22 protein-coding genes are annotated in these 21,393 nt (G+C 39.8%); 13 read left to right on the top strand and 9 right to left on the bottom strand.

Going from position 1 to position 21,393, the window contains the following annotated elements; genetic code table 11:
* Window positions 1-6: 6 nt before the first annotated feature.
* The 6 genes from B5X76_RS17650 to B5X76_RS17625 all read right to left on the bottom strand — a co-directional run bounded on the left by B5X76_RS17650 (window position 7) and on the right by B5X76_RS17625 (window position 6,320).
* The gene (locus B5X76_RS17650; protein ID WP_139375374.1) at window positions 7-1,227 is read right to left on the bottom strand and encodes a serine hydrolase; all 1,221 of its coding nucleotides are present in this window, start codon (window positions 1,225-1,227) and stop codon (window positions 7-9) included.
* 82 nt (window positions 1,228-1,309) lie between these two features.
* Entirely contained in the window at window positions 1,310-1,909 is a 600-nt protein-coding gene (locus B5X76_RS17645) for an alpha-ketoglutarate-dependent dioxygenase AlkB family protein (protein ID WP_079645200.1), read from the bottom strand.
* A 10-nt stretch (window positions 1,910-1,919) separates the two neighbouring features.
* A complete protein-coding gene (locus B5X76_RS17640) occupies window positions 1,920-2,762 on the bottom strand; it encodes a bifunctional transcriptional activator/DNA repair enzyme AdaA (protein WP_176141121.1) in 843 nt (280 codons plus the stop codon).
* A 52-nt stretch (window positions 2,763-2,814) separates the two neighbouring features.
* The gene (locus B5X76_RS17635) at window positions 2,815-3,516 is read right to left on the bottom strand and encodes a class I SAM-dependent methyltransferase (protein ID WP_079645196.1); all 702 of its coding nucleotides are present in this window, start codon (window positions 3,514-3,516) and stop codon (window positions 2,815-2,817) included.
* The gene (gene pncB, locus B5X76_RS17630) at window positions 3,509-4,687 is read right to left on the bottom strand and encodes a nicotinate phosphoribosyltransferase (RefSeq protein WP_079645194.1); all 1,179 of its coding nucleotides are present in this window, start codon (window positions 4,685-4,687) and stop codon (window positions 3,509-3,511) included. Before pncB ends, B5X76_RS17635 begins: the two co-directional genes overlap by 8 nt.
* Before the next feature lie 295 nt (window positions 4,688-4,982).
* The gene (locus B5X76_RS17625; protein ID WP_079645192.1) at window positions 4,983-6,320 is read right to left on the bottom strand and encodes a DUF6600 domain-containing protein; all 1,338 of its coding nucleotides are present in this window, start codon (window positions 6,318-6,320) and stop codon (window positions 4,983-4,985) included.
* A gap of 240 nt (window positions 6,321-6,560) precedes the next feature.
* Between B5X76_RS17625 and B5X76_RS17620 the strand changes: the two genes are divergently transcribed.
* From B5X76_RS17620 to B5X76_RS17605, 4 genes are read left to right on the top strand one after another with little or no spacing between them, the layout of a single operon-like run.
* Entirely contained in the window at window positions 6,561-7,319 is a 759-nt protein-coding gene (locus B5X76_RS17620; protein WP_079645190.1) for an MlaE family ABC transporter permease, read from the top strand.
* 3 nt (window positions 7,320-7,322) lie between these two features.
* Window positions 7,323-8,096, top strand: coding sequence for an ABC transporter ATP-binding protein (locus B5X76_RS17615; RefSeq protein ID WP_079645189.1), 774 nt, complete (start codon window positions 7,323-7,325; stop codon window positions 8,094-8,096).
* A 10-nt stretch (window positions 8,097-8,106) separates the two neighbouring features.
* Window positions 8,107-9,102: an MlaD family protein gene (locus B5X76_RS17610; protein WP_079645187.1), complete on the top strand. Its 996-nt coding sequence runs from the start codon at window positions 8,107-8,109 to the stop codon at window positions 9,100-9,102.
* Between the two features lie 26 nt (window positions 9,103-9,128).
* The gene (locus tag B5X76_RS17605) at window positions 9,129-9,827 is read left to right on the top strand and encodes an RluA family pseudouridine synthase (RefSeq protein WP_079645185.1); all 699 of its coding nucleotides are present in this window, start codon (window positions 9,129-9,131) and stop codon (window positions 9,825-9,827) included.
* A 393-nt stretch (window positions 9,828-10,220) separates the two neighbouring features.
* Here the strand turns inward: B5X76_RS17605 and B5X76_RS17595 are convergent, their stop codons facing one another.
* A complete protein-coding gene (locus B5X76_RS17595; RefSeq protein WP_079645181.1) occupies window positions 10,221-10,505 on the bottom strand; it encodes a DUF4286 family protein in 285 nt (94 codons plus the stop codon).
* Between the two features lie 104 nt (window positions 10,506-10,609).
* Here B5X76_RS17595 and B5X76_RS17590 point away from each other — a divergent pair, with 104 nt between their 5' ends.
* The 9 genes from B5X76_RS17590 (at window position 10,610) to B5X76_RS17550 (ending at window position 19,508) form a co-directional block, all read left to right on the top strand.
* A complete protein-coding gene (locus B5X76_RS17590) occupies window positions 10,610-12,490 on the top strand; it encodes a S9 family peptidase (protein ID WP_079645179.1) in 1,881 nt (626 codons plus the stop codon).
* A gap of 3 nt (window positions 12,491-12,493) precedes the next feature.
* A complete protein-coding gene (locus tag B5X76_RS17585) occupies window positions 12,494-14,167 on the top strand; it encodes a sensor histidine kinase (protein WP_079645178.1) in 1,674 nt (557 codons plus the stop codon).
* Window positions 14,168-14,170: 3 nt separating this feature from the next.
* Entirely contained in the window at window positions 14,171-14,866 is a 696-nt protein-coding gene (locus B5X76_RS17580; RefSeq protein ID WP_079645176.1) for a response regulator transcription factor, read from the top strand.
* Between the two features lie 142 nt (window positions 14,867-15,008).
* On the top strand, window positions 15,009-15,482 hold the full coding sequence (greA, locus tag B5X76_RS17575) for a transcription elongation factor GreA (protein WP_079645175.1): 474 nt from the start codon (window positions 15,009-15,011) through the stop codon (window positions 15,480-15,482).
* Between the two features lie 335 nt (window positions 15,483-15,817).
* Window positions 15,818-16,231, top strand: a complete 414-nt coding sequence (locus B5X76_RS17570; RefSeq protein ID WP_079645173.1) for an HIT family protein — start codon at window positions 15,818-15,820, stop codon at window positions 16,229-16,231.
* Between the two features lie 34 nt (window positions 16,232-16,265).
* A complete protein-coding gene (locus B5X76_RS17565; protein WP_079645171.1) occupies window positions 16,266-16,916 on the top strand; it encodes a DedA family protein in 651 nt (216 codons plus the stop codon).
* 16 nt (window positions 16,917-16,932) lie between these two features.
* Window positions 16,933-17,475 (top strand): inorganic diphosphatase, encoded by a 543-nt coding sequence (locus B5X76_RS17560; protein WP_079645170.1) that lies wholly within the window; start codon window positions 16,933-16,935, stop codon window positions 17,473-17,475.
* Window positions 17,476-17,481: 6 nt separating this feature from the next.
* Window positions 17,482-18,795 carry a hemolysin family protein gene (locus B5X76_RS17555; protein WP_079645168.1) on the top strand — a complete coding sequence of 438 codons (1,314 nt, stop codon included), beginning with the start codon at window positions 17,482-17,484 and terminating at the stop codon, window positions 18,793-18,795.
* Window positions 18,795-19,508, top strand: coding sequence for a 16S rRNA (uracil(1498)-N(3))-methyltransferase (locus B5X76_RS17550; RefSeq protein WP_079645166.1), 714 nt, complete (start codon window positions 18,795-18,797; stop codon window positions 19,506-19,508). The genes B5X76_RS17555 and B5X76_RS17550 overlap by 1 nt, the downstream gene beginning before the upstream one ends.
* Here B5X76_RS17550 and B5X76_RS17545 read toward each other — a convergent pair.
* Both B5X76_RS17545 and B5X76_RS17540 read right to left on the bottom strand, forming a co-directional pair.
* Entirely contained in the window at window positions 19,505-19,987 is a 483-nt protein-coding gene (locus B5X76_RS17545) for a hypothetical protein (protein ID WP_079645164.1), read from the bottom strand. The two genes, B5X76_RS17550 and B5X76_RS17545, sit on opposite strands and share 4 nt — an antisense overlap.
* A gap of 31 nt (window positions 19,988-20,018) precedes the next feature.
* Window positions 20,019-21,392, bottom strand: coding sequence for an ABC transporter permease (locus B5X76_RS17540; RefSeq protein WP_079645162.1), 1,374 nt, complete (start codon window positions 21,390-21,392; stop codon window positions 20,019-20,021).
* Between the last annotated feature and the right edge of the window lies 1 nt (window position 21,393).

Here is a 21,393-nt window from a genome sequence, read left to right as displayed (position 1 = left end):
GAAAGGTTATTTTTGCTCGGATATAAACCGTTTCAGATTTGGTCGGTATGGCCTCGGGCGCTTTAATTCTTCTTGATAAAGCACTTGTCCTAGGTTCTTTAAAAAAGGGTAGGTGATAGTCTCATATTCATAGATACCGTCATTATAGATACCATCTTCATTGGATTGAATAACGACAGCAACCAAAAACTCAATTCCCTTTTCAAAATCGACGATATATGCGTTGTCTATATTATAACCGTAAGAGTCACCGTATTTATTGAAGCTTCGCACATTTTGAAATGATTTTACAGATTTGTCTCGACCAAAATAGACAAACTTGCTGTAGGTTGGCCAAAACTCTTTGCTGTCATATTTTGGAGAAGTTACTTCCTGAGGCCCTCTAGACATATAATGATAAAGAAAGCGGTAATCATCTTCTGTCAGGTTGAAGCGTTGTTTCACGGGAAATGCTTCTGGAAAGAGTAGTTTTCTCAGTAAAAGCTGCTGGTCCTCCAGTGCATACACATTTAATCCCTCAAAAGACCACGGTTCATTAATCAGCTCATCATTTGCATTCATATAGCCCTTCCCTTGAACAGTATTTTTTAACCAAGGCATCGCATAGTCTTCGGGGTCGTATTGGGCGTCTTGTTGGTAAATGTTCTTACCGTCTTTGTAAAAAGTGAAAGGATTGGTATGCTTTGCCCAGATTCCTTTGTCTCCGATTGCAAGCCGGTTTACAATACGGCTATATTTGCTACCGTGTTTCTTGAGTTTTTGATTAATCTCTGCACGCCCTACAAACTCAAACAGGCGATTATGAGCATCATTATCCGAGGTGAGAAGGACCTTTTTGATGTAATGCGCTATGCTGGGTAAGTTGTTGTCTGAAGAAGTGTCGGTTTGTACGGATGTTTGCCGTTCATAGGTTGAATCTATTTTAAGGGGGGTGTCTTTATTTAGTCCTTTGATTTTAAGTTCGTTTATTTTTTCGAGCGCGAATATTGCAGTGGGTAGCTTCACCGTGCTCGCTGGGTAAAAATACCAAGTGGGATCTAGACGATAGCTATAAGATTTAAAATGAGGTATATTGTTTTTGTCCCGGTCGATCTGTGTATATAGTATCTGTACTTCGTTATGTGTGGGATGATCTAGCACCTGTTTGAACAGATCAGAATGCTTTTTAAGGAGATCTCCAACATAGGTGCTGTCGATTTGTTGACCTGAAACTAAAAAAGTACTCATTGTGGCGAAAATAAAGGAAAGTGCCGTGCGCATAGCGAATTCATTTTTTGTTTAAAATGAAAGTTACGAAAAAATAAGGAATTTATAATTCTATTGTTCTAAATGTGAGGTTTATTCGCGCTTGTTGTGTTTTTTTTGTTGGAGGTAGCCTATGCTGCCAATAGGTTTGTGTGGTATCCTTCATCATGAGCAAGGAGCCATGTTCCAATAATAGATCGATTTTTTCCTTACTTTCTTTATGTTTGAAAGAAAATTTTCTTTCCGCACCAAAGGTGAGCGAAGCAATAGCGCCATTCTTTTTTAAATCTTTCTCCCCGTCACTATGCCAAGCCATTCCTTCGCTACCATCGTTGTAAAGGTTAAGAAGGCAGGAATTAAAGGTTTCGCTGGCCTGTTTTTCTACAATAGTTTTCAACTCCAAAAGACTATCGGTCCAGGGGAGGGCGACTTTCTGTATACCAGAGTAAGTATATTCAAAAGGTTTGTCGCCATACCATGCTACCATTCGCTTCGTATAAATATGTTTCCCAAAAATGACGGCCTCATCATGACGCCAAGCAATAGTTTCGCGCAAGATTTTGAAGTAGTGATCAGGATTTGAAAAGATGACACCATGATAGTTGACTATTCCATCATAGGGAAGCCAGTTTTTATTTGGGTTATCGTAAGGAAATAGTTTCATCTATAGCACGTTAGAGATTTGCCAGCGCATTTTCCCAGCCTATGATAGCAGTTTTACGGATAGGATTCCACATATATCCACCTATTATTCCTGAAGATTGGATCACACGGTGGCAGGGGATAAGATAGGCAATAGGGTTACTTCCTATAGCAGTGCCCACCGCACGGGATGCTTTGGGATTCCCGATATGTTCGGCAACTTTACCGTAAGTCTTTAAATCTCCTAATGGGATTCTTAGCAGTGCTTCCCATACTTTCATCTGAAAGGCGGTTCCCTTTACGTGAAGTTTTATAGGCGTAGATAAGTCGACCTCTCCACGCATGAAGTCGGCAACCTGCTGGTGTAAAGGTTCGAATTCTGATTTGAAGTGGGCATTGGGGAAATCTTTGATTAGATCTTTTAATCCACTCTCCCGATCTATGATAAAAGAGAGATGACAGATGCCTTTTGTTGTCGTAGCGATAATCATCTCTCCAAATTGGGTGTTGATGTAGCTGTAGGTTATAGCTAGATTCTGACCTCCATTTCTGTATTCATTCGGAGTCATCCCTTCTAATTTCACAAACAACTCATGCAGCCTACTCGTGCTGCTCAGACCGGTTTTGTATGTTGTCGTTGCTATGGAATCAGCTTTTTGGAGTAATGATTTCGCATGGCTCAAACTGATGTATTGCAAGAACTTCTTTGGTGTAGTGCCAGCCCATTCATTAAATAGACGTTGACAATGGTATGGACTTAAATGGATATGTGCAGCGATATCTTCAAGGCTGGGTTGTTTGTCAAAGTTGTCCTTAATGTAAGCTATAGCTTTGGCTATGCGCTCGTAGTTCCAGTGTTGTTCTTTTTCAGTCATACACAAATTTCGTGTTTAAGATGACGGGCTACAATCCGAAAATTGCTCAATTCTATTTCATAGGTTCCATCCGTACCAGATACTGATCGTTATCATCTTCGTAAAGCACTTGGACTACCCATTTTTCTTCGTGTGCAATCTGGATGAGTGTTTTTTGGTCTATGTATAGCCATTTAAATGGCATCCCTTTGCTTCCTTCAAACTCGTATTGATAACCGATCTCGCCAAAATAGTATTCTGGTCTAGGAATTTTGTATTCCTCATAAAGATAGGAGATATCCGAGCTGTCAAATAACAACTGACCTTTTTCTGATAATAAATCTTTAGCATGCGCAAGTAAACGTCGGAATCCCTGCAGATCTTCGGCTAGACCGATACCATTCATTAAGAAGAGTAAGGTGTCGTACTTTTCTTGGTCATAGGTCCAGAAATTGTCTTGTATAATATGACGGACACCGCGCGCGCGCATGATGTTACAGGCAGGTGTTGATACTTCTAGTGCAGCAACATCAAAACCTTTGTCCTGTAGGTAGAGTACATGAGACCCCACTCCGGCTCCAACATCCAATACCTTACCATCGCAAAGAGATAATGCTATGAATTCGAGTTCGGGGAAGTCCTCCTCTGTTCGGAAAAATACTTCAACTGGCATTTCTTCGATGTCGCCATAGGTGCTGTGCAACAATAGTGGGGTACTAAGTGTACCTGTTTGGTGAAATTGGCTTAAAGCCTCGCCGTAAATGTCTCTATGCATGTTCATCAAGTTGAAGGTATCGTATCGCCATTTCTATTTCACTGCGATCGCCTGTATGTTTAAGAGGTTCGTCCGAAAGTTTTATCACAGGAGTCCACTCGCCGTCTTCAGGAAGTGTCTCCGTCATTTTAAGTACAATATTCATGCGTTCCAAACCAACATCATTGGTAAAGTCCGTTCCTATCCCGAAAGAGAAGCCTATTTTTCCATTACAGTAGTCTGATATTTTCTCGACCTTCTCATAATCTAGACCATCCGAAAAAATAATTGTCTTGGATAGTGGATCTATTCCTTTGCTTAGGTAATGTCTGATCGTCTTATCTGCAAACTCTATTGCATCACCGCTATCATGCCGGACCCCGTCAAACAACTTAGTGAGTTTTTTGTCAAACTGTCTGAAAAAAGCCTCGGTTGTATAAGTGTCAGATAGGGCGATGCCTAAGTCTCCCCTATATACATCAGACCAGTTTTCTAATCCTAACAAGTTCGCCATTTTATAGCCATATTTCGCAGCATGAAACATAAACCATTCATGTGCATGCGTGCCTATCGGTTTGGTCTCATATTTCATCGCTAGGTGTACATTGCTTGTACCTATGAATGTATTGGACGTATGTTCTTTTAGTGTTTTAATGACCAGATCGTGTACAGCGTAAGAATGTCTGCGACGTGTACCAAAGTCGGCAATTGTAATTTTTAGCTTATCGTACTTATTCATTTTCTTTGTTACGATATTCATTACTTCTACATCATCTACGCGCTTCTCATCCTGCATTTCGTAGTATAATTCACATATCAAGGACATGATCGGTACTTCCCATAGTATCGTACGGTACCATAGACCCTCAATTTTAACCGAGAGTTCTCCCTCATTTTGACTGATGCTTACTTCTTCTGGATCATAGCGATATCCCTGTAAGAAATCAAAATAAGTAGGATCGATATAAGAACAGGTGTCAGAAAAAAAAGTCTTTTCAGATTTGCTGAGTTTTAAGGTTGCCATATGGTTTATTGCTACTTTCAGCCTTTCTGCAAATCCGGGAGGAAACGAGTGCTTGCCTCTATTAATAAACTGGTATTTAGCCCTTGCTTTAGGAAAGAGTTTTACGACTGCATATTGCATGGTAAACTTGTAGAAGTCATTGTCTAGTATAGAATCGAGTCTTGCCATTACGAAATCTGTTTTTGTATTATTCCAAAGTAAAGTCTCGACTATTAAGGCCTACTTTGGGGTAAAGTGAACGAAAATACCAAAAAAAAATGATGAGCCCTTGGTACATCGGTTGTTAATTGCATAGAGAGTTTTTATGCATCAGAAAAAAGCGGACAGCAAAATATGCTGCCCGCTCAATTTATGTTTCAATTAAAATTAGCATGATACGCTCTTCGGCGGATCATGATAGTTCTTGATGGCCCGTGGGAATATATCCTTTCAGAAAAAAGAAAGGAGGTTCGATGTTGAAAGATTATCGTCTACTACTCCGGCCGCTTGATTCCCCGCTTCTAGTTGAGGCTCCTTCCTCACGAACATTGCCAGAACGAGAAGATGAACCATTGGAGCTTTCCCTGTTGGATGCCTGAAAGACGGGCTGTGTATTTGCTCGTTGTGGCGATCGACTTTCTCTTGATTGTCCTCGTTGTTCACGTTGTGGTGCTGTTTGTGTTGGCTCTCTCCTGGGGGCTTGACGTTGTTCGATACTTCCATTATTTTGAGGGCGTGTTGTTACCTCCGATTCTCTTGATCTCCGTGATTGATTGCTTTGCTCTCTTTGATTTTGACGTTGCGTGCCACTTTCAGTTCTTCTCTCTGCATTCCTTTCTGCTCGTTGATTTTGTGAAGTCGTTCCGTCATTGCGCATAGAGACATTACCGTTTCTATCGATGTGCATTTCGCGGTTACCGTTATCTGCATTTCTTGATCCCATACTAGAGCGGTCGCGGTTTGATACATTTCCATTTGATACATTTCCATTTCTAGACCCATCGCGTTCGTTTCGGCTTGCTTCGGCTCCTCTGCGGCTAGCATTGCTTGAGCTGCCACGATCCGTGCGGCTGGATGTTGTCTCTCTACGACTATTATCTTTGTCTGGACGATAAATGGAAACAGATCTACGGTCGCTTTGCGATGCACCAGGCCGACTTGATTGTCTAATTTCTCGTACTTCAATCCTTCTTCCGGTGGTACGTTCCATATCTCTTCGAGATGGGCCTCCGTAGTAGTGGTTGTTATTGACGACGTACGTATTGTTTATAATCGTAGTGTTGTTGTATATATTTCTACTTCTATGATCATAGTAACTGTGTCTATGTATATCGCGGGCGTATATATGTCTTGTCGGGGCAAATACCCATACATCTATCGGTAATCCAATAGATACGTGCACACCTATACGGGGTGCCATAGGGGCCCATCCGTAGTAACCATTGCCAGAGCGCCATTCTACCCAAGCCGGTCCCCATTCATAACCAGGTATCCATCCCCATCCTCTATAGTTTGTGTGTACCCAGCGGCCATAGTGGAATGGTCCCCAGCCCCAAGGATATCCCGATACCCAGGTATTACCATACTCTGTCATGGTCCAGTAACCATTGGTATTGTATGGGCGGAAATTTCGACCTTCATTAGGATACCATATTTCTCCATAGGAAGGGTCGTTATCCCAGTACCCGTACGGCGATAGTTCATCATAGAACAGATCCAAGGAAACATTTCCATAAACTTGTGCATACGTTTTGGATATCTGTAGGACACCTACAAAAATGAAAACCAATGTTGCGACTAATGTTGTTATACTCCTTTTCATACTCTTCGTTTCTTTAAACTTAATTATTTTGTTTCCTTGTTGTTGGTAGGACGGTAGAATGTAGGAAAAGGTTTAATCGCTTTAGGATGAACCTATATTTAATAGATTTTTTTTGGTAGTTTTATTACTACATTTAGTGTTTTACATGTTTTGTGCCGATGATAAAGGTTAAAAAGTTGTACCTTTGGCCAGTTTTTTGATAAACACGTTGTTGTTTTTTATTCACTTCTAAAAAGATAAATGGGAAGGAAATTTAATAATCTACTCCTTGAATTTGCCCGGTTACATCGCTTTTTGATGCGGTTTTTCCGTGAAGTCGTAAGTCCACCATTTGAATTCAAAGAGATAATAAGGCAATGTTACGAAATAGGTTGGAAATCGTTTCCCCTGATCTCGTTAACCGGCTTTATCGTAGGCTTTGTGTTTACGAAGCAGTCTAGGCCTTCACTTGAAGATTTTGGAGCGACTTCTATGCTTCCTAATTTAATTTCGATAGCTATCGTTAGGGCTTTGGCGCCTCTGGTCACAGCATTGATTGCGTCCGGAAAAGTAGGTTCGCAGATTGGAGCCGAATTGAGCTCCATGAATGTTACGGAGCAAATTGATGCGATGGAGGTTTCGGGAACCAATCCTTTCAAGTTTTTGGTCGTGAGCCGTATAATTGCGACGACCATTATGATTCCTATTCTATGTTTTTATGTCGCTGGTATAGGATTATTAGGGGGCTATCTCAGTTTAGCAGCAAAGGATGATCTAAGTATATTAAGCTTTTTTACGCAAGTTTTTGAGTCCATAAAGTTAATCGATATTTTTGCGATGGTCCTTCGGGCTGTCGTGTTTGGTTTCACCATTGGTTTTGTAAGTACCTATGTCGGTTATTTCTCCTCTAAAGGTACAGAAGGAGTCGGAAAGGCAGCGAATAGCGCTGTTGTAGCCTCTATGTTTATTGTATTTATTGAGGAGCTACTTATCGTTCAGGTATTATCTTTAATTTCTTAAGACATGGCAAAGACAGGAAGTACAATTAACTATGAGGACTGTGTGATTCATGTGGACAACGTCAGTAAGTCTTTTGGAGATTTACATGTTTTACGCAACGTCGATCTGAAGCTTTATAACGGTGAAAACCTAGTGGTGTTAGGTCGATCGGGGACTGGTAAATCGGTGCTTATTAAGTTGATATCAGGCTTATTAAAGCCTGACAGTGGAAATATTAATGTTTTAGGACATCAGGTTAACGATTTGACGGAAAAGGAGCTGATGCAATTACGTTTGCGTATAGGCTTTTCTTTTCAGAATTCGGCTTTGTATGATAGTATGACAGTAAAGGAAAACCTGGAGTTTCCGCTGATTCGGAATAAGCGAAATCTAACACGGGCGGAGATCAATCGAGAGATAGAAGATGTATTGGATGGTGTAGGATTGCTTCAGGCTTTGAATCAGATGCCTTCAGAGCTCTCTGGAGGTCAAAAGAAGCGTATTGGTATAGCGCGTACATTGATCTTGAGACCGGATATCATGTTGTATGATGAGCCTACTGCAGGGTTGGATCCGATTACTTGCTTAGATATCAATGGTTTAATTAATGAGGTGCAAGAAAGATATAAGACCTCATCCATTATCATTACCCATGATCTTGCCTGTGCTAAGATGGTTGGAGATAGAATGGTGATGTTACTGGATGGTAGATTTGAACGTCAAGGTGTTTTTGAAGAGATTTTCGATACCGAAGATCCTAGAGTAAAACCTTTTTATGATTATAATTTTATAGTATAATAGTTTAAGAATGAGCGCAACAGAAAATAAGAGATCATTAATTGTTGGACTTTTTGCATTAATAGGTCTAGTGATTTTGGTGGCAGGTATTTTAGTCCTAGGTACCCAACAGAATAAATTTAGTAAAAACCTTATTGTTAAGACTTATTTTCACGATGTGAAAGGCTTGAAAGTTGGTAATAACGTGTGGTTTTCCGGCGTCAAGGTAGGGATTGTTAAGGAAATTGCATTCGAGAGCGTGCAGAATGTTCGTGTGGTTATGAGCATACAGGAAAAGGATAGCCAGTTTCTTCGTAAGGATATAGTCGCTACATTAGGCTCGGATGGACTGATTGGTAATTCGATTATTAGTCTTGTGGGCGGTAGTGCTGCGACTCCCCAAATTGAAGAAGGTGACGTTTTAAAATCAGGCCCTAGTGGCGGTATGGAGCAGATGATGGGGCTTCTACAAGAGAATGGAGCGAATCTGACCATTATTACCCAGAATTTTGCTAAGCTATCACAACAGATGGTCGATGGAAAAGGAACAATCGGGGCATTGATGACAGATGACGCGATCGCCACGAATTTGAAGTCGTCGGTCGTCTCTTTGAATAATGTGATGACGGATGCCAATAAGGCTGTTGATAATTTGGTCGCTTTGACGGGTAAGTTGAATAACAATCAAGGTCTTATTCATGACTTGACAACGGACACAGAGGTTTTTGCTAGCTTAAGAGAGTCTGCAGCACAATTACAAGGGGTAACTCAGACGGCAAATGCGCTAATGGAAAATCTGAATAAGACATCTGCTCGTTTGAATGATAAAGATAATGCATTGGGGGTTCTTACCAATGATGCGGAGGCAGCAAATGAGATACGTCAAATATTAAAAAACTTAAATACAAGCACAGAAAAGTTGGATGTCAATATGGAAGCTTTGCAGAGTAATTTCTTATTAAGAGGGTATTTTAAGAAGAAGGCGAAAGAGGCTGAGAAAGAAGCTACTGACTCTACCGCAAAGTAAGGCTAACGTTGAACAGGTAATATAATATGGGAGAAGTTACAGATAAGGATGTTATCTACGAAGACAATCACCTGATCGCTATTAATAAAAGAGGAGGAGATATCGTGCAGGTCGACCCTTCAGGAGATAAATCTCTTGAAGAGATGTTGGCAGATTATCTCGCACAGAAATATAATAAGCCTAATCGGGCATTTGTTGGTGTGATTCATCGTTTGGATAGGCCCGTTAGCGGAATGATCCTTATGGCCAAAACGAGTAAGGGACTTGATCGTATGAATCGATTGTTTCACGATAGAGCGGTAGAAAAAACTTACCTGGCTGTGGTCAAGGAACGTCCAGCGAGGATGAAAGGAAAACTTACTAATTGGTTGTTGAGAGATCGCAAAAAAATGATAACCAAAGCCTATGATAGGGAAGTGAAGAATGGTAGCTATGCAGAGCTAGATTATGAAGTATTAGGTCAGTTAGATGGTTTCTATTTATTAAAGGTGCTACCGCTGACAGGGCGTACACATCAGATTCGTTGTCAGCTTGCCTATATGGGCTGTCCAATAGTAGGGGATAACAAGTATGGATACCCTAGAGGATCCACGCGACGTACCATCTGTTTGCACTCTCGGTCTTTGGCCTTTGTGCATCCAGTCAAAGAGGAACCCATGTGTATCGAAGCTCCTCTGCCAGAAGATGGTTTCTGGGAAAAATTTAATATTATCTTGCACAAATAGGACTATTGAATCCATATCTTGGTTTATTGGTCTTGTCTGTATTGTTTTGTTACGTTAATATGTATATTAAATTCTGTAACTTTGTAAAATGAAAGTAGTTAGCCGTATACTTACAATCGGATTATTGTCCCTTGGATTAACAATATTATCCTCAACAGTGACTCTTGGCCAGTGTGCGATGTGTTCTTTGAATGCTGAAAATAGTACACAACATGGCAGTACCCAGGGTAAGGGGTTAAACAATGGGATATTATTTTTATTAGGTGCACCTTTCTTAATAGGAGCGGGTATAGGAATTCTTTGGTATAAAAAATATCGTATAAAATCCCCTAAACCCGCAGTCTTGTCTCGTCACTAGTCGTGATAATCAGGCCGTATAGCTTAATCTCTGTTTTATAGGTATTGCATCACGCTATCGAAAATAAAAGCTTTTTCGCTATGGTGTTGTGCTATATGCGCTTGCAGCGAACTGATGTGTTCCGATTGAAAGTGTTGAATCTGTTGTTCGTCATTGACAATTAGCTGTATACAGTAAGTATATCCTTCATGCGGAGAATTAACCATTTTGAGCAATTTGGTGTCCGCCGGTAATGTAGGTATCCAAGACTGTTGGACCCATGAAAAAAGTGCATGATGCTGACTTTCTTCGATGATGATAGAAATGTTGTATAGATACATGTCACAAAGGTACGAAATGTAGCTTTTGAACCTGTAAAAAAAAAGTTGCAATATAGGTTTAGTCTAGGAAAATTATAATATTTGAGAGAACGAGAAATAGTTGGATGAGATTTTTAATAACAGTCTTTTGTTTCCTATTGGTTACATTCATTTTTATGGGATGTAATGGCCCCCGGAGTGTTGAACGTATTCCGGTACAGGATTTTTTTGGCAAACCAGAACGATTAAATTTTCGAGTATCACCGGATGGGCGATACATTGCTTACTTGGGATTGGAAGATCACTGCCGTAATATATTTGTGTTGGATATTGAGGAACCAGACTCTTCTAAGCAATTGACCTATCAGAATAATATAAATGTTCAATATTTTTTCTGGAGTGCTTCAGATAGTATTGTGTTTTCCAACAGTCAATCTCCAGAAGATAGTTTGCGTCTTTTTACAATTGATATCCATCACGAAGTAGCGAAACCATTGTTTCCTCCAACCAAGCATACCTTAGCATGGTTAGGGCCGATGAAATCTAAAAATGGCAACCTTCTTGCTGAGATGAATATACGCGATTCTTCTGTTTTTGATTTGTATAGGATCCCGCTTGATGGATCTGGGCCTAAACTTGTCGAGCAGAATTCAGGAAAGATAAGCTCCTGGTATGCCTCTTCGGATGGAAAAGTGCGTCTTGCACTTTCGAGCGATAGTGTTGAAGATCAGTTGTTGTATCGAGAGGAAGAGGGAGCGGCTTATAAAAAAGTAGTAGAGACAGATTTTGCAACAACGGTTTTGCCGTTGGGGCCTGTTAAAGGGGAGCATACTGCAGTGTATGCAATGTCTAACGTTGGACGTGATAAACTGGCTGTGGTGAAGTTAGATCTGCAGACTGGAAAAGAAGAGGTTGTCGCAGAGAATAAATCTGTGGATATGAATAGAGAAGGTTATTCGTTTTCTAGAGAAGAGGTTATTTATACTGCAGGATTATCGAATAAAAAGGAGACGCGTATCCTCAATAAGGATTTTAAAAAGATATATTCTAAGATAACCAATAAGTTTGATGGTTATAATATAGACATTCTTGACATGGATAGCGCGTTTAATGCTGTATTATTTAAAACTTATACGGATGTCAATCCTGGAGGGATATATTATTACTCTAAGAAGAAAGATAAAATCGTTGAACTGTCTGTTATTAATCCTGCTTTGACAGGAAAGAGCTTGGCCCCGATGGAAGAAGTTAGTTTTAACTCTAGGGATGGAAAGACTATTAAAGGATACCTAACCTATCCTTTAGTCAAGCAAAAATCTTATCCGGTAGTGGTGTTGATTCATGATGGGCCAAATAGGAGAGATGTGTGGGGGTTTAATTCTGAAGTCCAGTTTTTAGCAAATCGGGGATATGCCGTTTTTCAAATCAACTATAGGGGATCTGTGGGGTATGGAAAGCAGTTTTATACAGCAGGTTTTAAGCAATGGGGCGGAGAGATTCAGAATGATATCAGTGATGGCGTGGCTTGGCTTATCCACCAAGGTATAGCTGATAAAAGTAGGGTCGCCATCATGGGGACAGGTTTTGGAGGTTATTCAGCACTGTATGCGGCCTGTTTTAACCCTACCTTATATAAATGCGCTATTTCCTCTTCCGGATATACTAACTTATTTACTTATCTAAAGGAGATCCCTCCATATTATCAGCCTTATTTGCAGTTGTATTATAACATCATCGGAGACCCGACTAAGGAGTATGAGCTATTTAGAGCTATATCACCTTTGTTTCACGCAGAGAAAGTAAGGATGCCTATTTTGATGTTTCACGGAGGGAAAGACCGATTTAATAGCCTTACTGATGTTAATCAATTTGTGCAGAAGGTGAAAAATAATAATGTAACGGTCCGTTATGTATTTAAAGAGGATGAAGGCCGTCGTTTTAAGAAAGATGAGAATGTAATTGAGTATTACCAGATGATCGAACAGTTTCTTAAAGAACAAATGTAGCTAATGGGAAACTTTGATTTACGATATCGAAAGAATTTTGGCCTTCTAATAACATTCTTGGTCTTGGTGACTGTCTTATTTGTCACTTCGGCTTTTTTTGCGCGTAAGATGACAACCAATTTTGTCGAGACAGAGTTCAATAACAAGAAAGTTGAAGTTTTCGATGAGTTTATCAAGCCATTTAATGATTTTTTTACCTCCAAGGTTCCTGAGATATCCTATTATCAGGGCTATATTGACTCTGCACAGGCTGCTGAATTCTCTAACACGGTATTACGACGTTATCCCTTCGTAAGTAATGTTAATTTTTTTGATGTTGTATTTACAAATAGAGATACCTTGGGCAAAGGTCTTCGATTTAATAATTTAGGCATTTCATTGCGTAATTCCTATAGCTTTAAGTTAAATACGGACAATCGCTTCATTGGTGTGCATCAAAGCTCGGATGATTATAAAAATCATGCCGAGGATTTTAACAATATGATGCTCAAGCTAGCTGGGTTTTTGGATCGTGTTTCCGATTCAACCAAATTGACAGATAATGATATTTATAAAGTATTCTATACACTTCAGCCTGGTAAGATCTCTTACTTGAATATTCCACGTATGTCGGATATCATGGCCTATAAAACCATGATGCGTTTTAGTGATCTGCCTAAGAGTGACTATGAACAAGATTTGTTCGTCTTTTCAATAGAACCACGCAAGATGGCTATTACGAATAAGTATCCAAATCTATACGAAGAGATTGTTATCAAACCTGTGGTGGATCAATATGTGGAGGAGCATGTCGCTTATCTGCGTACAGAATTGGCCTTGCCGGGTGCGTTATCTGATTATAAGCTTCAGTTTGATACGTCCCGAGAGTTTATTCAACGTGATATTAATCGACGTTTTTTTCCTGTTATGATTGGACTCCTGTTAGTTTATTTGATACTCTTGACGGTCGGTTATCTCATCTATCGGAATGTTATGATCAATAGTCGGTTGTACCAGTTGCAATATGATTTTATTAATAACCTGACCCATGAGTTTAAGACACCGGTTAGCGTGATCAAGATCGCAGGAAATAATATCAAGAGCGCGGAGAAGCTATCGGATGTGGAGAGAAATATGTACGGTCGCATTCTGGATCAGGAAGCAGATAAACTTAATGCGTTGATGAATAAGCTACTGTCGTTTGCTCAGATCGAAAATAAATCCATCAAGTTTAATGGTGAGTATATTGAGTTGAATGAGTTTTGTCAGCATATGTTTGATGCGACTCATATAAAATATCCCGATTTGACATTGAATTATGAGATCGATGTCAAGACGGAGATGTATGCGGATCCTGTTCTATTGACCAGTGTTTTTCAGAATCTGATTGATAATGCTTACAAGTATTCTGCACCGGATCGGAAGGTTTTAGATATCCGTGTTCAACAAAACAAGAAAAATTTTGTTATTTTATTCAAAGATCAAGGGATTGGTATAGATAAGAAAGAATTTAATAGTATTTTTAAAAAGTTTTACCGAGTCAAGAACCAGTTTAACCAACAAGGCAGTATTGGTTTAGGACTCGCATTTTGTAAAGAGATTACTGAGTTTATGAACGGGGAAATAAAAGTAGATAGCCAGTTAAATGTTGGTACGGTTTTTACACTTAGTTTCCCAATTGAAGTTAAAAAAACATAAATTATGGAAAAAGATATTACGGTTGCAGTTGTTGAAGATGACGAAAACTTGCGGTTTTTAGTAAGTCATCGTTTGCAAACTGAAAATTATAAAGTTGTACAGGTCGGCAACGGGTTGGAAGCGGAGAAGTTGATTTTAGAACTTCAACCTGATATCGTATTGTTGGATTGGATGCTGCCAGGAAAGGAAGGCATCGAAGTGTGCGAGGCTGTACGTAAAGAAGGCTTTGAAAACATCATTATCATGATGACGGCCAAATCTCAGGATGTAGATAAAATAGATGCCTATAGTTATGGTATTACGGATTACATCACGAAGCCTTTCAATATGGATGTCCTTGTCGCTATGATTGAGAATAAAGTGCGTTTCTTTGTTCCGAAAAGTAGCAATAAAGATGTGCATGTCTTTGGCAATACGGAGCATCATCCACAGATTCACTCTTTAGTTAGGGATGGTCGTAAGATCGAGCTGACTATTTTAGAGAATAGGATTTTACTGCATTTTCTCCAGAATATGGGGCGGGAGATTACGCGCGAAGAACTGATGGAAGTCGTGTGGGGGTATAGTTCTAATGTGAATACCCGTACGTTGGATATGCATGTGGTTCGCTTGCGGAAAAAAATAGAAAATAATCCCGATAAGCCTACTTATCTCCAAACGGTCAGAGGCTTAGGTTATAAATTTGTTGACGAAGAATAATGTGTTTGATTTGGATAATTAAATCGTTTTAATTATCTTCGTCAATATCGAGCAAGACCACTCTTTCAAATATCGAAAGAGTGGTCTTGTTTCTTTTTTATTAAGAGTTTAGTGTTTACTATTTTAAGTTAATTGAATAATTATGGCGGAAGTAACTTATTACACAGAGGAAGGGTTAGCGAAGTTAAAAGAAGAGCTACAGTACCTAAAAACTGAGGGAAGGGCTAAGATGGCCAATGCGATTGCAGAAGCGCGCGACAAGGGAGATTTGTCTGAAAATGCCGAGTATGATGCAGCTAAAGAAGCGCAGGGCTTACACGAAGCAAAAATTGCTAAATTAGAAGAGGTGTTGGCTAGTGCTCGATTGATCGATGAATCAAAATTGGATCTTTCCAAAGTATTGGCACTTTCCATTGTCAAGATTAAGAATAAGAAAAACGGAGCAGAGATGACTTATCAGTTGGTGTCAGAGACTGAGGCTGATTTGAAAGCAGGTAAAATATCTGTTAAATCTCCAATCGCTCAGGGCTTGTTAGGAAAGTCTGTAGGGGATGTAGCAAAGGTTAGCGTACCTGCAGGAGAGATCGAGTTTGAGATAATGGATATTTCTAGATAATATTTATATAGGTTATGTGCGGTTCGCCATAACCGCTCTCATAACTTTATTATTTGAAAAGAGGACAATTAATCCATTGTCCTCTTTTTTTTCTGAAAGTGTTCGTATTTAATGGACATCAAGAACTTTTTTCATAACATTGTTCTTTATTGTTGGCATTCAAGAGCTCACCCGACACGATCGGGTTCGGTTCATTTCTGTTGGTGATTCAATGGAATCATGAAAGTTTTATTTTACGTGGGTACAAATGGGGATTGACCAACTTTCATTGCAGTTTATACCAATACTTCTTGTAGGTTTTGTTATATTTGCTCATTGATCAACTTGAAAGATAAATGTCTACAATATTTTCAAAGATTATTTCGGGAGAGATTCCTGCTTATAAAGTTGCTGAGAGTAACGATTATTTGGCATTTCTAGATATTTCACCTCTTACACCAGGCCATGTGTTGGTGATACCAAAGAAGGAAACCGATTATATATTTGATATCAATGATGACGAGTACATGGGGATGTGGGTTTTTGCTAAGATCGTATCCCAAGGTATAAAAAAAGTGATTTCTTGTAGAAAAGTCGGAGTTGCTGTAGTTGGTCTAGAAGTTGCGCATGCACATATACATCTTATTCCCTTGAATCAGGTTAGTGATATGAATTTTGAAAAAGCAAAATTGTCTCTACCTGCGGAGGAAATGACTCGAATTGCGGAAGAGATTCGCCATGCTATAGTCTCCATCACAAATGGTGATTAACTACGATCTCATTCTGATACCCTAACAAATTAATATGCAAGAATTTTTAGTGTCATTCCAACAGATAATGGACGCGGAGTACTTATTAAGTCATGGCGGGTTCTACATTGTTTGTTTAATTGTATTTGCAGAAACGGGACTTTTCTTTGGTTTTTTTCTGCCAGGAGATTATTTGTTGTTTTTAGCAGGATTGTTCTGTGCTTTAAACAAAATAGATGTCGATATCACGACGATGTATTTCGGTATTTTATTTGCCGGGATATTGGGCAATTTTGCAGGCTATTGGTTTGGGTATCGAACGGGGCCCATGCTCTTCAAGCGAAAGGACTCGCTTATCTTTAAGCGTAAATATGTCGTGATGGCCGAAGAGTTTTATCAAAAATATGGTGGTACAGCATTAGTTATTGGACGGTTTGTTCCAATTATTCGTACATTTGCGCCAATATTTGCCGGGGTTGTCAAGTTAGACTTTAAAAAATTTGTGCTTTATAATGTATTGGGCGCAATTATTTGGGTGTCTGTTTTGACGCTTTCGGGCTATTATTTAGGAGAGCTTTTCCCTTCTATTATTAACTATGTAGAGTATATTATTGTCGGTATGATTGTGATCGCATTCTTACCGATTATTATTGCGCTGTTAAAACGTTGGATAAAAGGAAAAAAAGAAAATAAAGAAACAAAATAAACAGTAATTATAATTAATGAGTACACAACACCCTTGGCATCAAGTTTCTCCTGGAGAGGACCTGCCAAATTCCGTAAATGCTATTATTGAAATACCAAAAGGTTCGAAAGCGAAATATGAAATTGACAAAGACAGTGGCTTACTAAAATTGGACCGGGTTTTATTCTCGTCTGTGATGTACCCTGCAAATTACGGTTTCATTCCACAAACTTACTGTGATGACAAAGATCCGTTGGATATTTTGGTTCTTTGTTCTGTTGATGTGATTCCAATGAGTCTTATTGAAGCCAAAGTAATCGGTGTAATGCATATGATCGACGGCGGCGAACAAGACGATAAGATTATTGCTGTAGCGAAAAATGACATGTCAGTTAATCATATTAATGATCTTTCTGAATTGCCTCCGCATACGATGAAGGAAATCGTTCGTTTCTTCCAAGATTACAAAGCGTTGGAAGGAAAGAATGTTACAATAGAAAACTTGTACGGACGTACTTATGCTCAAAATGTTATCATGGAGAGTATCGAATTGTACAACAAAGAAATTAGAAACAAATAAAACCTAATGGCCCTCGATATTTTTTGGACAATTTTTTTAGTTTTTGCGAATGGATTTTTCGTTGCAGCAGAGTTTGCAATTGTAAAAGTCAGGGCATCCCAGATTGAGCTTCAGGCAAAGTCGGGTAGCAATGTCGCTAAAATTGCTAAAAATATTACAGAGCATTTGGACAAATACCTAGCTGCAACACAGCTAGGTATTACTTTAGCTTCACTAGGCCTGGGATGGAAAGGTGAAGCTGTGATGACACAGATTGTATCCCAGCTGTTTGGTTACCTGCAGGTCGACGTATCACAAGGTTGGGCCAAGTGGTTAGGGTTTGCTATTGCCTTTGGTACCATTACGTTCTTGCATGTGGTTCTGGGTGAGCTTGCTCCCAAGTCTATAGCAATACAAAAGCCTGTAGCTACGACGATGAAAGTAGCTGTTCCGTTACGCATTTTCTCATGGGTGTTAATGCCCTTGATTTATGTGTTTAATGGATTTGCCAATTTTCTGTTAAAACTGGTAGGTATACATCCCCATCCTAATGACTCTACACACTCCTCCGAAGAGCTTCAATATCTGTTGGAGAAAGGTAAGGAGTCTGGTGCATTAAATACCTCAGAGCACGAGCTTATCAAAAATGTTTTCGATTTTAACGAGCGCATTGTAAAAAATATCATGGTACCTCGTACCAAGATTATTGCTGTGGAAGTCGATGATACTGCCGAAGAGTTTATAAATACCGTTACAGAAGAAGGTTACTCCCGTATTCCTATTTACGACGATAATATTGACAAGATCGTAGGTGTTGTACATACCAAAGATATCCTCCCTTTGCTTGTCAAAGGAAAAGAGGTGGTATTAAAAAACATCATGCGTAAGCCTTATTTTATTCCTGAAACAAAAAAAATCAATGACTTGATGACCGAGTTTCAACAAAAGCGCATTCAGATTGCTTTTGTACTGGATGAATTTGGTGGAACGGCAGGGATGGTTACACTAGAAGATATCGTTGAAGAGTTGGTTGGAGAAATACAGGATGAATACGATGAGGAAACACCTGTCGTGGAGCGTATCTCTGAGACGGAATATATGGTCGATGCCGGAGCTTCTGTACATGACTCTAACGGATATCTTCCGCTAGAACTTCCGGAGAGTTCAGATTACGATACTATAGCCGGTCTGGTAAGCCATGTATTTGAAAAAATACCTGATGTAGGCGAGTCAACACAAGAATTTGGTTATGTTTTCACGATTATGAAGAAAACACAACAGAATATTGAGTATGTTAAGCTGGATCTAGTGGAGACAGCAGAAGACGATGATAGCGAATAATGCATCTTTTTTATACCCCTGAAATAGAACCCCATCATGTTTCTTTTTTGCTTAGCGAAGAGGAAAGTAAGCATGCTGTACGTGTACTCCGTTTGCAACCGGGAGACTGTATCTACCTGGTCGACGGCACAGGAGGCTTTTATAAAACAGAAATTATCGACGCGCATCCTAAGCGTACTAGTCTTAGGGTATTGGAGGTGCAGACTGCATACGGTACGGCGTCCTACCGATTGCATATGGCTGTCGCTCCGACTAAGAATATGGATCGATTAGAATGGTTTTTAGAGAAAGCTACCGAAATAGGGATTCAAGAGTTTACACCTATTATTTGCGAGCACTCCGAACGCAAAGAGGTGAAGGTAGAGCGCTTGGCGAAAGTAGCTATCTCTGCTATGAAGCAATCACTAAAAGCATATCTGCCTAAGATTAATCCAGCAATTTCTTTTTCCAAGTTTATCTCCCAAGTAGAAGACTTTGGAGGCTTCAAGGGGCTTGCACATTGTGTGGATTCGGAAAAGAAGTATATATCGACTGCTTTTACAAAGCAAAGCAACTACCTTTTGCTCATCGGTCCCGAAGGCGATTTTTCCGAAAAAGAAATAAGCCAGGCATTGGATGCTGGCTTTATTCCTATCTCTCTTGGAGATGCTAGATTACGCACGGAGACAGCTGCTCTAGCTACAGTTCTCGAAATATCGTTGTTGAACCGCTAGCGGATTAGTTCTGCATCCATAATCTGTATTTCTGCATTGCCCTTTAACGGTTCTGGATTGAATTTCATTTTACCTTTTATTTTGATAGGCTCCTCGGTGTATTTGATAGTGCCCTTTTTCATAAATACCTCCACCATAGGCGGAATACCATTTGTACCACAAAACTGGCATTGTGCGATAGGGAGTACCGATAACATAAATGTACTGTGATTACGTCCACTAGTCAAGGGGACGATGTAACCTGGTAGGTCCACAATTTTGTTTTCCAATTTTTTCAGTTCAGGTGGATAGTGTGGGGTATATACTTTTTTGTTTCCCTCAGTGCTTACTCGATACATCATTTTGTCAATAGCCTCCCAGGTGTTGTTCATCATAGGGGTATGATCCGGTACATTTAGGTTGGGATAGTCTTTAATTTGGGCATTGCTAATTGCTGTGCCGAGTATCAGAAAATTTAATATGAGAAGTATTCTGTTCATTTTTTTGTTTTTGTAGTCGTTTTATTGCTATCTATTTAGACGCTAAAGTTTTTGATATTGTCGTGTTGTATGCTTTAAAAGCAGGGATCAAGGCTGCTATTACGCCCAAAGCAATTGCAGCAGCGAGGATCAGGAGCTCATTTGGATATAGCTTGAATGCCTCTATAAAATCAGCACTCTGACTGGTTTGTGTACTTATATAGTACAATATGCTATGCCCTAATAAGAGCCCTATCACCCCGCCAATTAGAGTGATAACTAGGCCTTCAGCCACGACCAAAGTGAATAACTTAGCTTTAGTAGCTCCCATTGTCCGCATTATCGCCATGTCGTAACGACGATCCTTCAGCGCATTGTATAGACTGATAAATACACTGAGGGCTGCAATCAGCATGATCACATAGGCCAAGATCGCTAGTGAATCCAAACCAACGCCTAAAAGAGAAAATATTCTAGAGCTTTCTATAGCAGGCGATGCAGCCTGCATATGTGTACTTTGATTGACCAGCCTCGGTAAGACACCAATGGCTGCAGGCGAACTATATTTTACTAATAATGCAGTGATTTCAACACCGTGATCTTCGATCATGTCCTGACCTATACTTTTTACCATAGTAGGAGATTCCATTATTGGTTTTTCTTTAACCAATCCTTCTTCCGCTTCCACATGGTCATGCGTATGCTCATGTGCTGTCGCATGTTGATGGTTGTGATCCCCATCTCCGTGATCATGATTATGGTCGTGGTCATGGTCACAGTCCGGACCATGTATATGCTCGCCTTCATGGGCTATACCATGTACCTCCCATACACTTGCTAGATTGGAGAGAATCAGATTGTCTACCACGGATCGCGCAGGAGATAGGATACCCACCACCTTAAAAGGATGGTCATCATGTACATGGGCATCGGCCGATAGACCATGTGCACTGTGTATTTCATCACCGATTTTTAATTGGTGCTTGCGTGCTACCTCGGCTCCGAGCACGATTTCAAAGCTTTTTGACCACAGCTTACCCTCAGCCATCTTAAGCTCGTACAATCCCATGAAGGATGTATCCGTGCCTATTATACGGTGCCCCTTATAGTTATCGCCCAACGAGATGGGGACAGCTAGTTGTACAAATGGATTCTCGGCTATTTTATTTGCCTCCGCGAGTGATATATTACCAGTTGGATTGTCCACATGGTATAGACTGCTTAGTATGAGCTGCATGGGGCTGCCCTTAGCTCCGATGACCAAGTCCACATTTTTACTGTTATTTTCCAGTTGTTTCTCAAACGTATCTCCCGATATATAGATCACCAAAAGTATAGCTACGCCAAAAGCAGTTAATACTATACTTAATAAGGTGGCACCCCATTGCTGAGTTATGTTCTTCCAGACTAATGCAAACGTGTTCATA

It is taken from the genome of Sphingobacterium nematocida, assembly GCF_900168125.1.
GTDB classification, from domain to species: Bacteria; Bacteroidota; Bacteroidia; order Sphingobacteriales; family Sphingobacteriaceae; genus Sphingobacterium; species Sphingobacterium nematocida.
This window is presented reverse-complemented; position numbering and strand designations above follow the sequence as displayed.

What these genes read in the sequence shown, in the direction of transcription:
- B5X76_RS17615 (WP_079645189.1), top strand. Translation starts at nt 7,323, where the DNA reads ATGGCAAAGACAGGAAGTACAATTAACTATGAGGACTGTGTGATTCAT.
- B5X76_RS17595 (WP_079645181.1), bottom strand. Translation starts at nt 10,505, where the DNA reads ATGTATCTATACAACATTTCTATCATCATCGAAGAAAGTCAGCATCAT.
- B5X76_RS17550 (WP_079645166.1), top strand. Translation starts at nt 18,795, where the DNA reads ATGCATCTTTTTTATACCCCTGAAATAGAACCCCATCATGTTTCTTTT.
- B5X76_RS17570 (WP_079645173.1), top strand. Translation starts at nt 15,818, where the DNA reads ATGTCTACAATATTTTCAAAGATTATTTCGGGAGAGATTCCTGCTTAT.
- B5X76_RS17540 (WP_079645162.1), bottom strand. Translation starts at nt 21,392, where the DNA reads ATGAACACGTTTGCATTAGTCTGGAAGAACATAACTCAGCAATGGGGT.
- B5X76_RS17580 (WP_079645176.1), top strand. Translation starts at nt 14,171, where the DNA reads ATGGAAAAAGATATTACGGTTGCAGTTGTTGAAGATGACGAAAACTTG.
- B5X76_RS17625 (WP_079645192.1), bottom strand. Translation starts at nt 6,320, where the DNA reads ATGAAAAGGAGTATAACAACATTAGTCGCAACATTGGTTTTCATTTTT.
- B5X76_RS17650 (WP_139375374.1), bottom strand. Translation starts at nt 1,227, where the DNA reads ATGAGTACTTTTTTAGTTTCAGGTCAACAAATCGACAGCACCTATGTT.
- B5X76_RS17585 (WP_079645178.1), top strand. Translation starts at nt 12,494, where the DNA reads ATGGGAAACTTTGATTTACGATATCGAAAGAATTTTGGCCTTCTAATA.
- B5X76_RS17545 (WP_079645164.1), bottom strand. Translation starts at nt 19,987, where the DNA reads ATGAACAGAATACTTCTCATATTAAATTTTCTGATACTCGGCACAGCA.
- B5X76_RS17555 (WP_079645168.1), top strand. Translation starts at nt 17,482, where the DNA reads ATGGCCCTCGATATTTTTTGGACAATTTTTTTAGTTTTTGCGAATGGA.
- B5X76_RS17560 (WP_079645170.1), top strand. Translation starts at nt 16,933, where the DNA reads ATGAGTACACAACACCCTTGGCATCAAGTTTCTCCTGGAGAGGACCTG.
- B5X76_RS17610 (WP_079645187.1), top strand. Translation starts at nt 8,107, where the DNA reads ATGAGCGCAACAGAAAATAAGAGATCATTAATTGTTGGACTTTTTGCA.
- B5X76_RS17565 (WP_079645171.1), top strand. Translation starts at nt 16,266, where the DNA reads ATGCAAGAATTTTTAGTGTCATTCCAACAGATAATGGACGCGGAGTAC.
- B5X76_RS17590 (WP_079645179.1), top strand. Translation starts at nt 10,610, where the DNA reads ATGAGATTTTTAATAACAGTCTTTTGTTTCCTATTGGTTACATTCATT.
- B5X76_RS17620 (WP_079645190.1), top strand. Translation starts at nt 6,561, where the DNA reads ATGGGAAGGAAATTTAATAATCTACTCCTTGAATTTGCCCGGTTACAT.
- pncB (WP_079645194.1), bottom strand. Translation starts at nt 4,687, where the DNA reads ATGGCAAGACTCGATTCTATACTAGACAATGACTTCTACAAGTTTACC.
- B5X76_RS17635 (WP_079645196.1), bottom strand. Translation starts at nt 3,516, where the DNA reads ATGCATAGAGACATTTACGGCGAGGCTTTAAGCCAATTTCACCAAACA.
- B5X76_RS17645 (WP_079645200.1), bottom strand. Translation starts at nt 1,909, where the DNA reads ATGAAACTATTTCCTTACGATAACCCAAATAAAAACTGGCTTCCCTAT.
- greA (WP_079645175.1), top strand. Translation starts at nt 15,009, where the DNA reads ATGGCGGAAGTAACTTATTACACAGAGGAAGGGTTAGCGAAGTTAAAA.
- B5X76_RS17605 (WP_079645185.1), top strand. Translation starts at nt 9,129, where the DNA reads ATGGGAGAAGTTACAGATAAGGATGTTATCTACGAAGACAATCACCTG.
- B5X76_RS17640 (WP_176141121.1), bottom strand. Translation starts at nt 2,762, where the DNA reads ATGACTGAAAAAGAACAACACTGGAACTACGAGCGCATAGCCAAAGCT.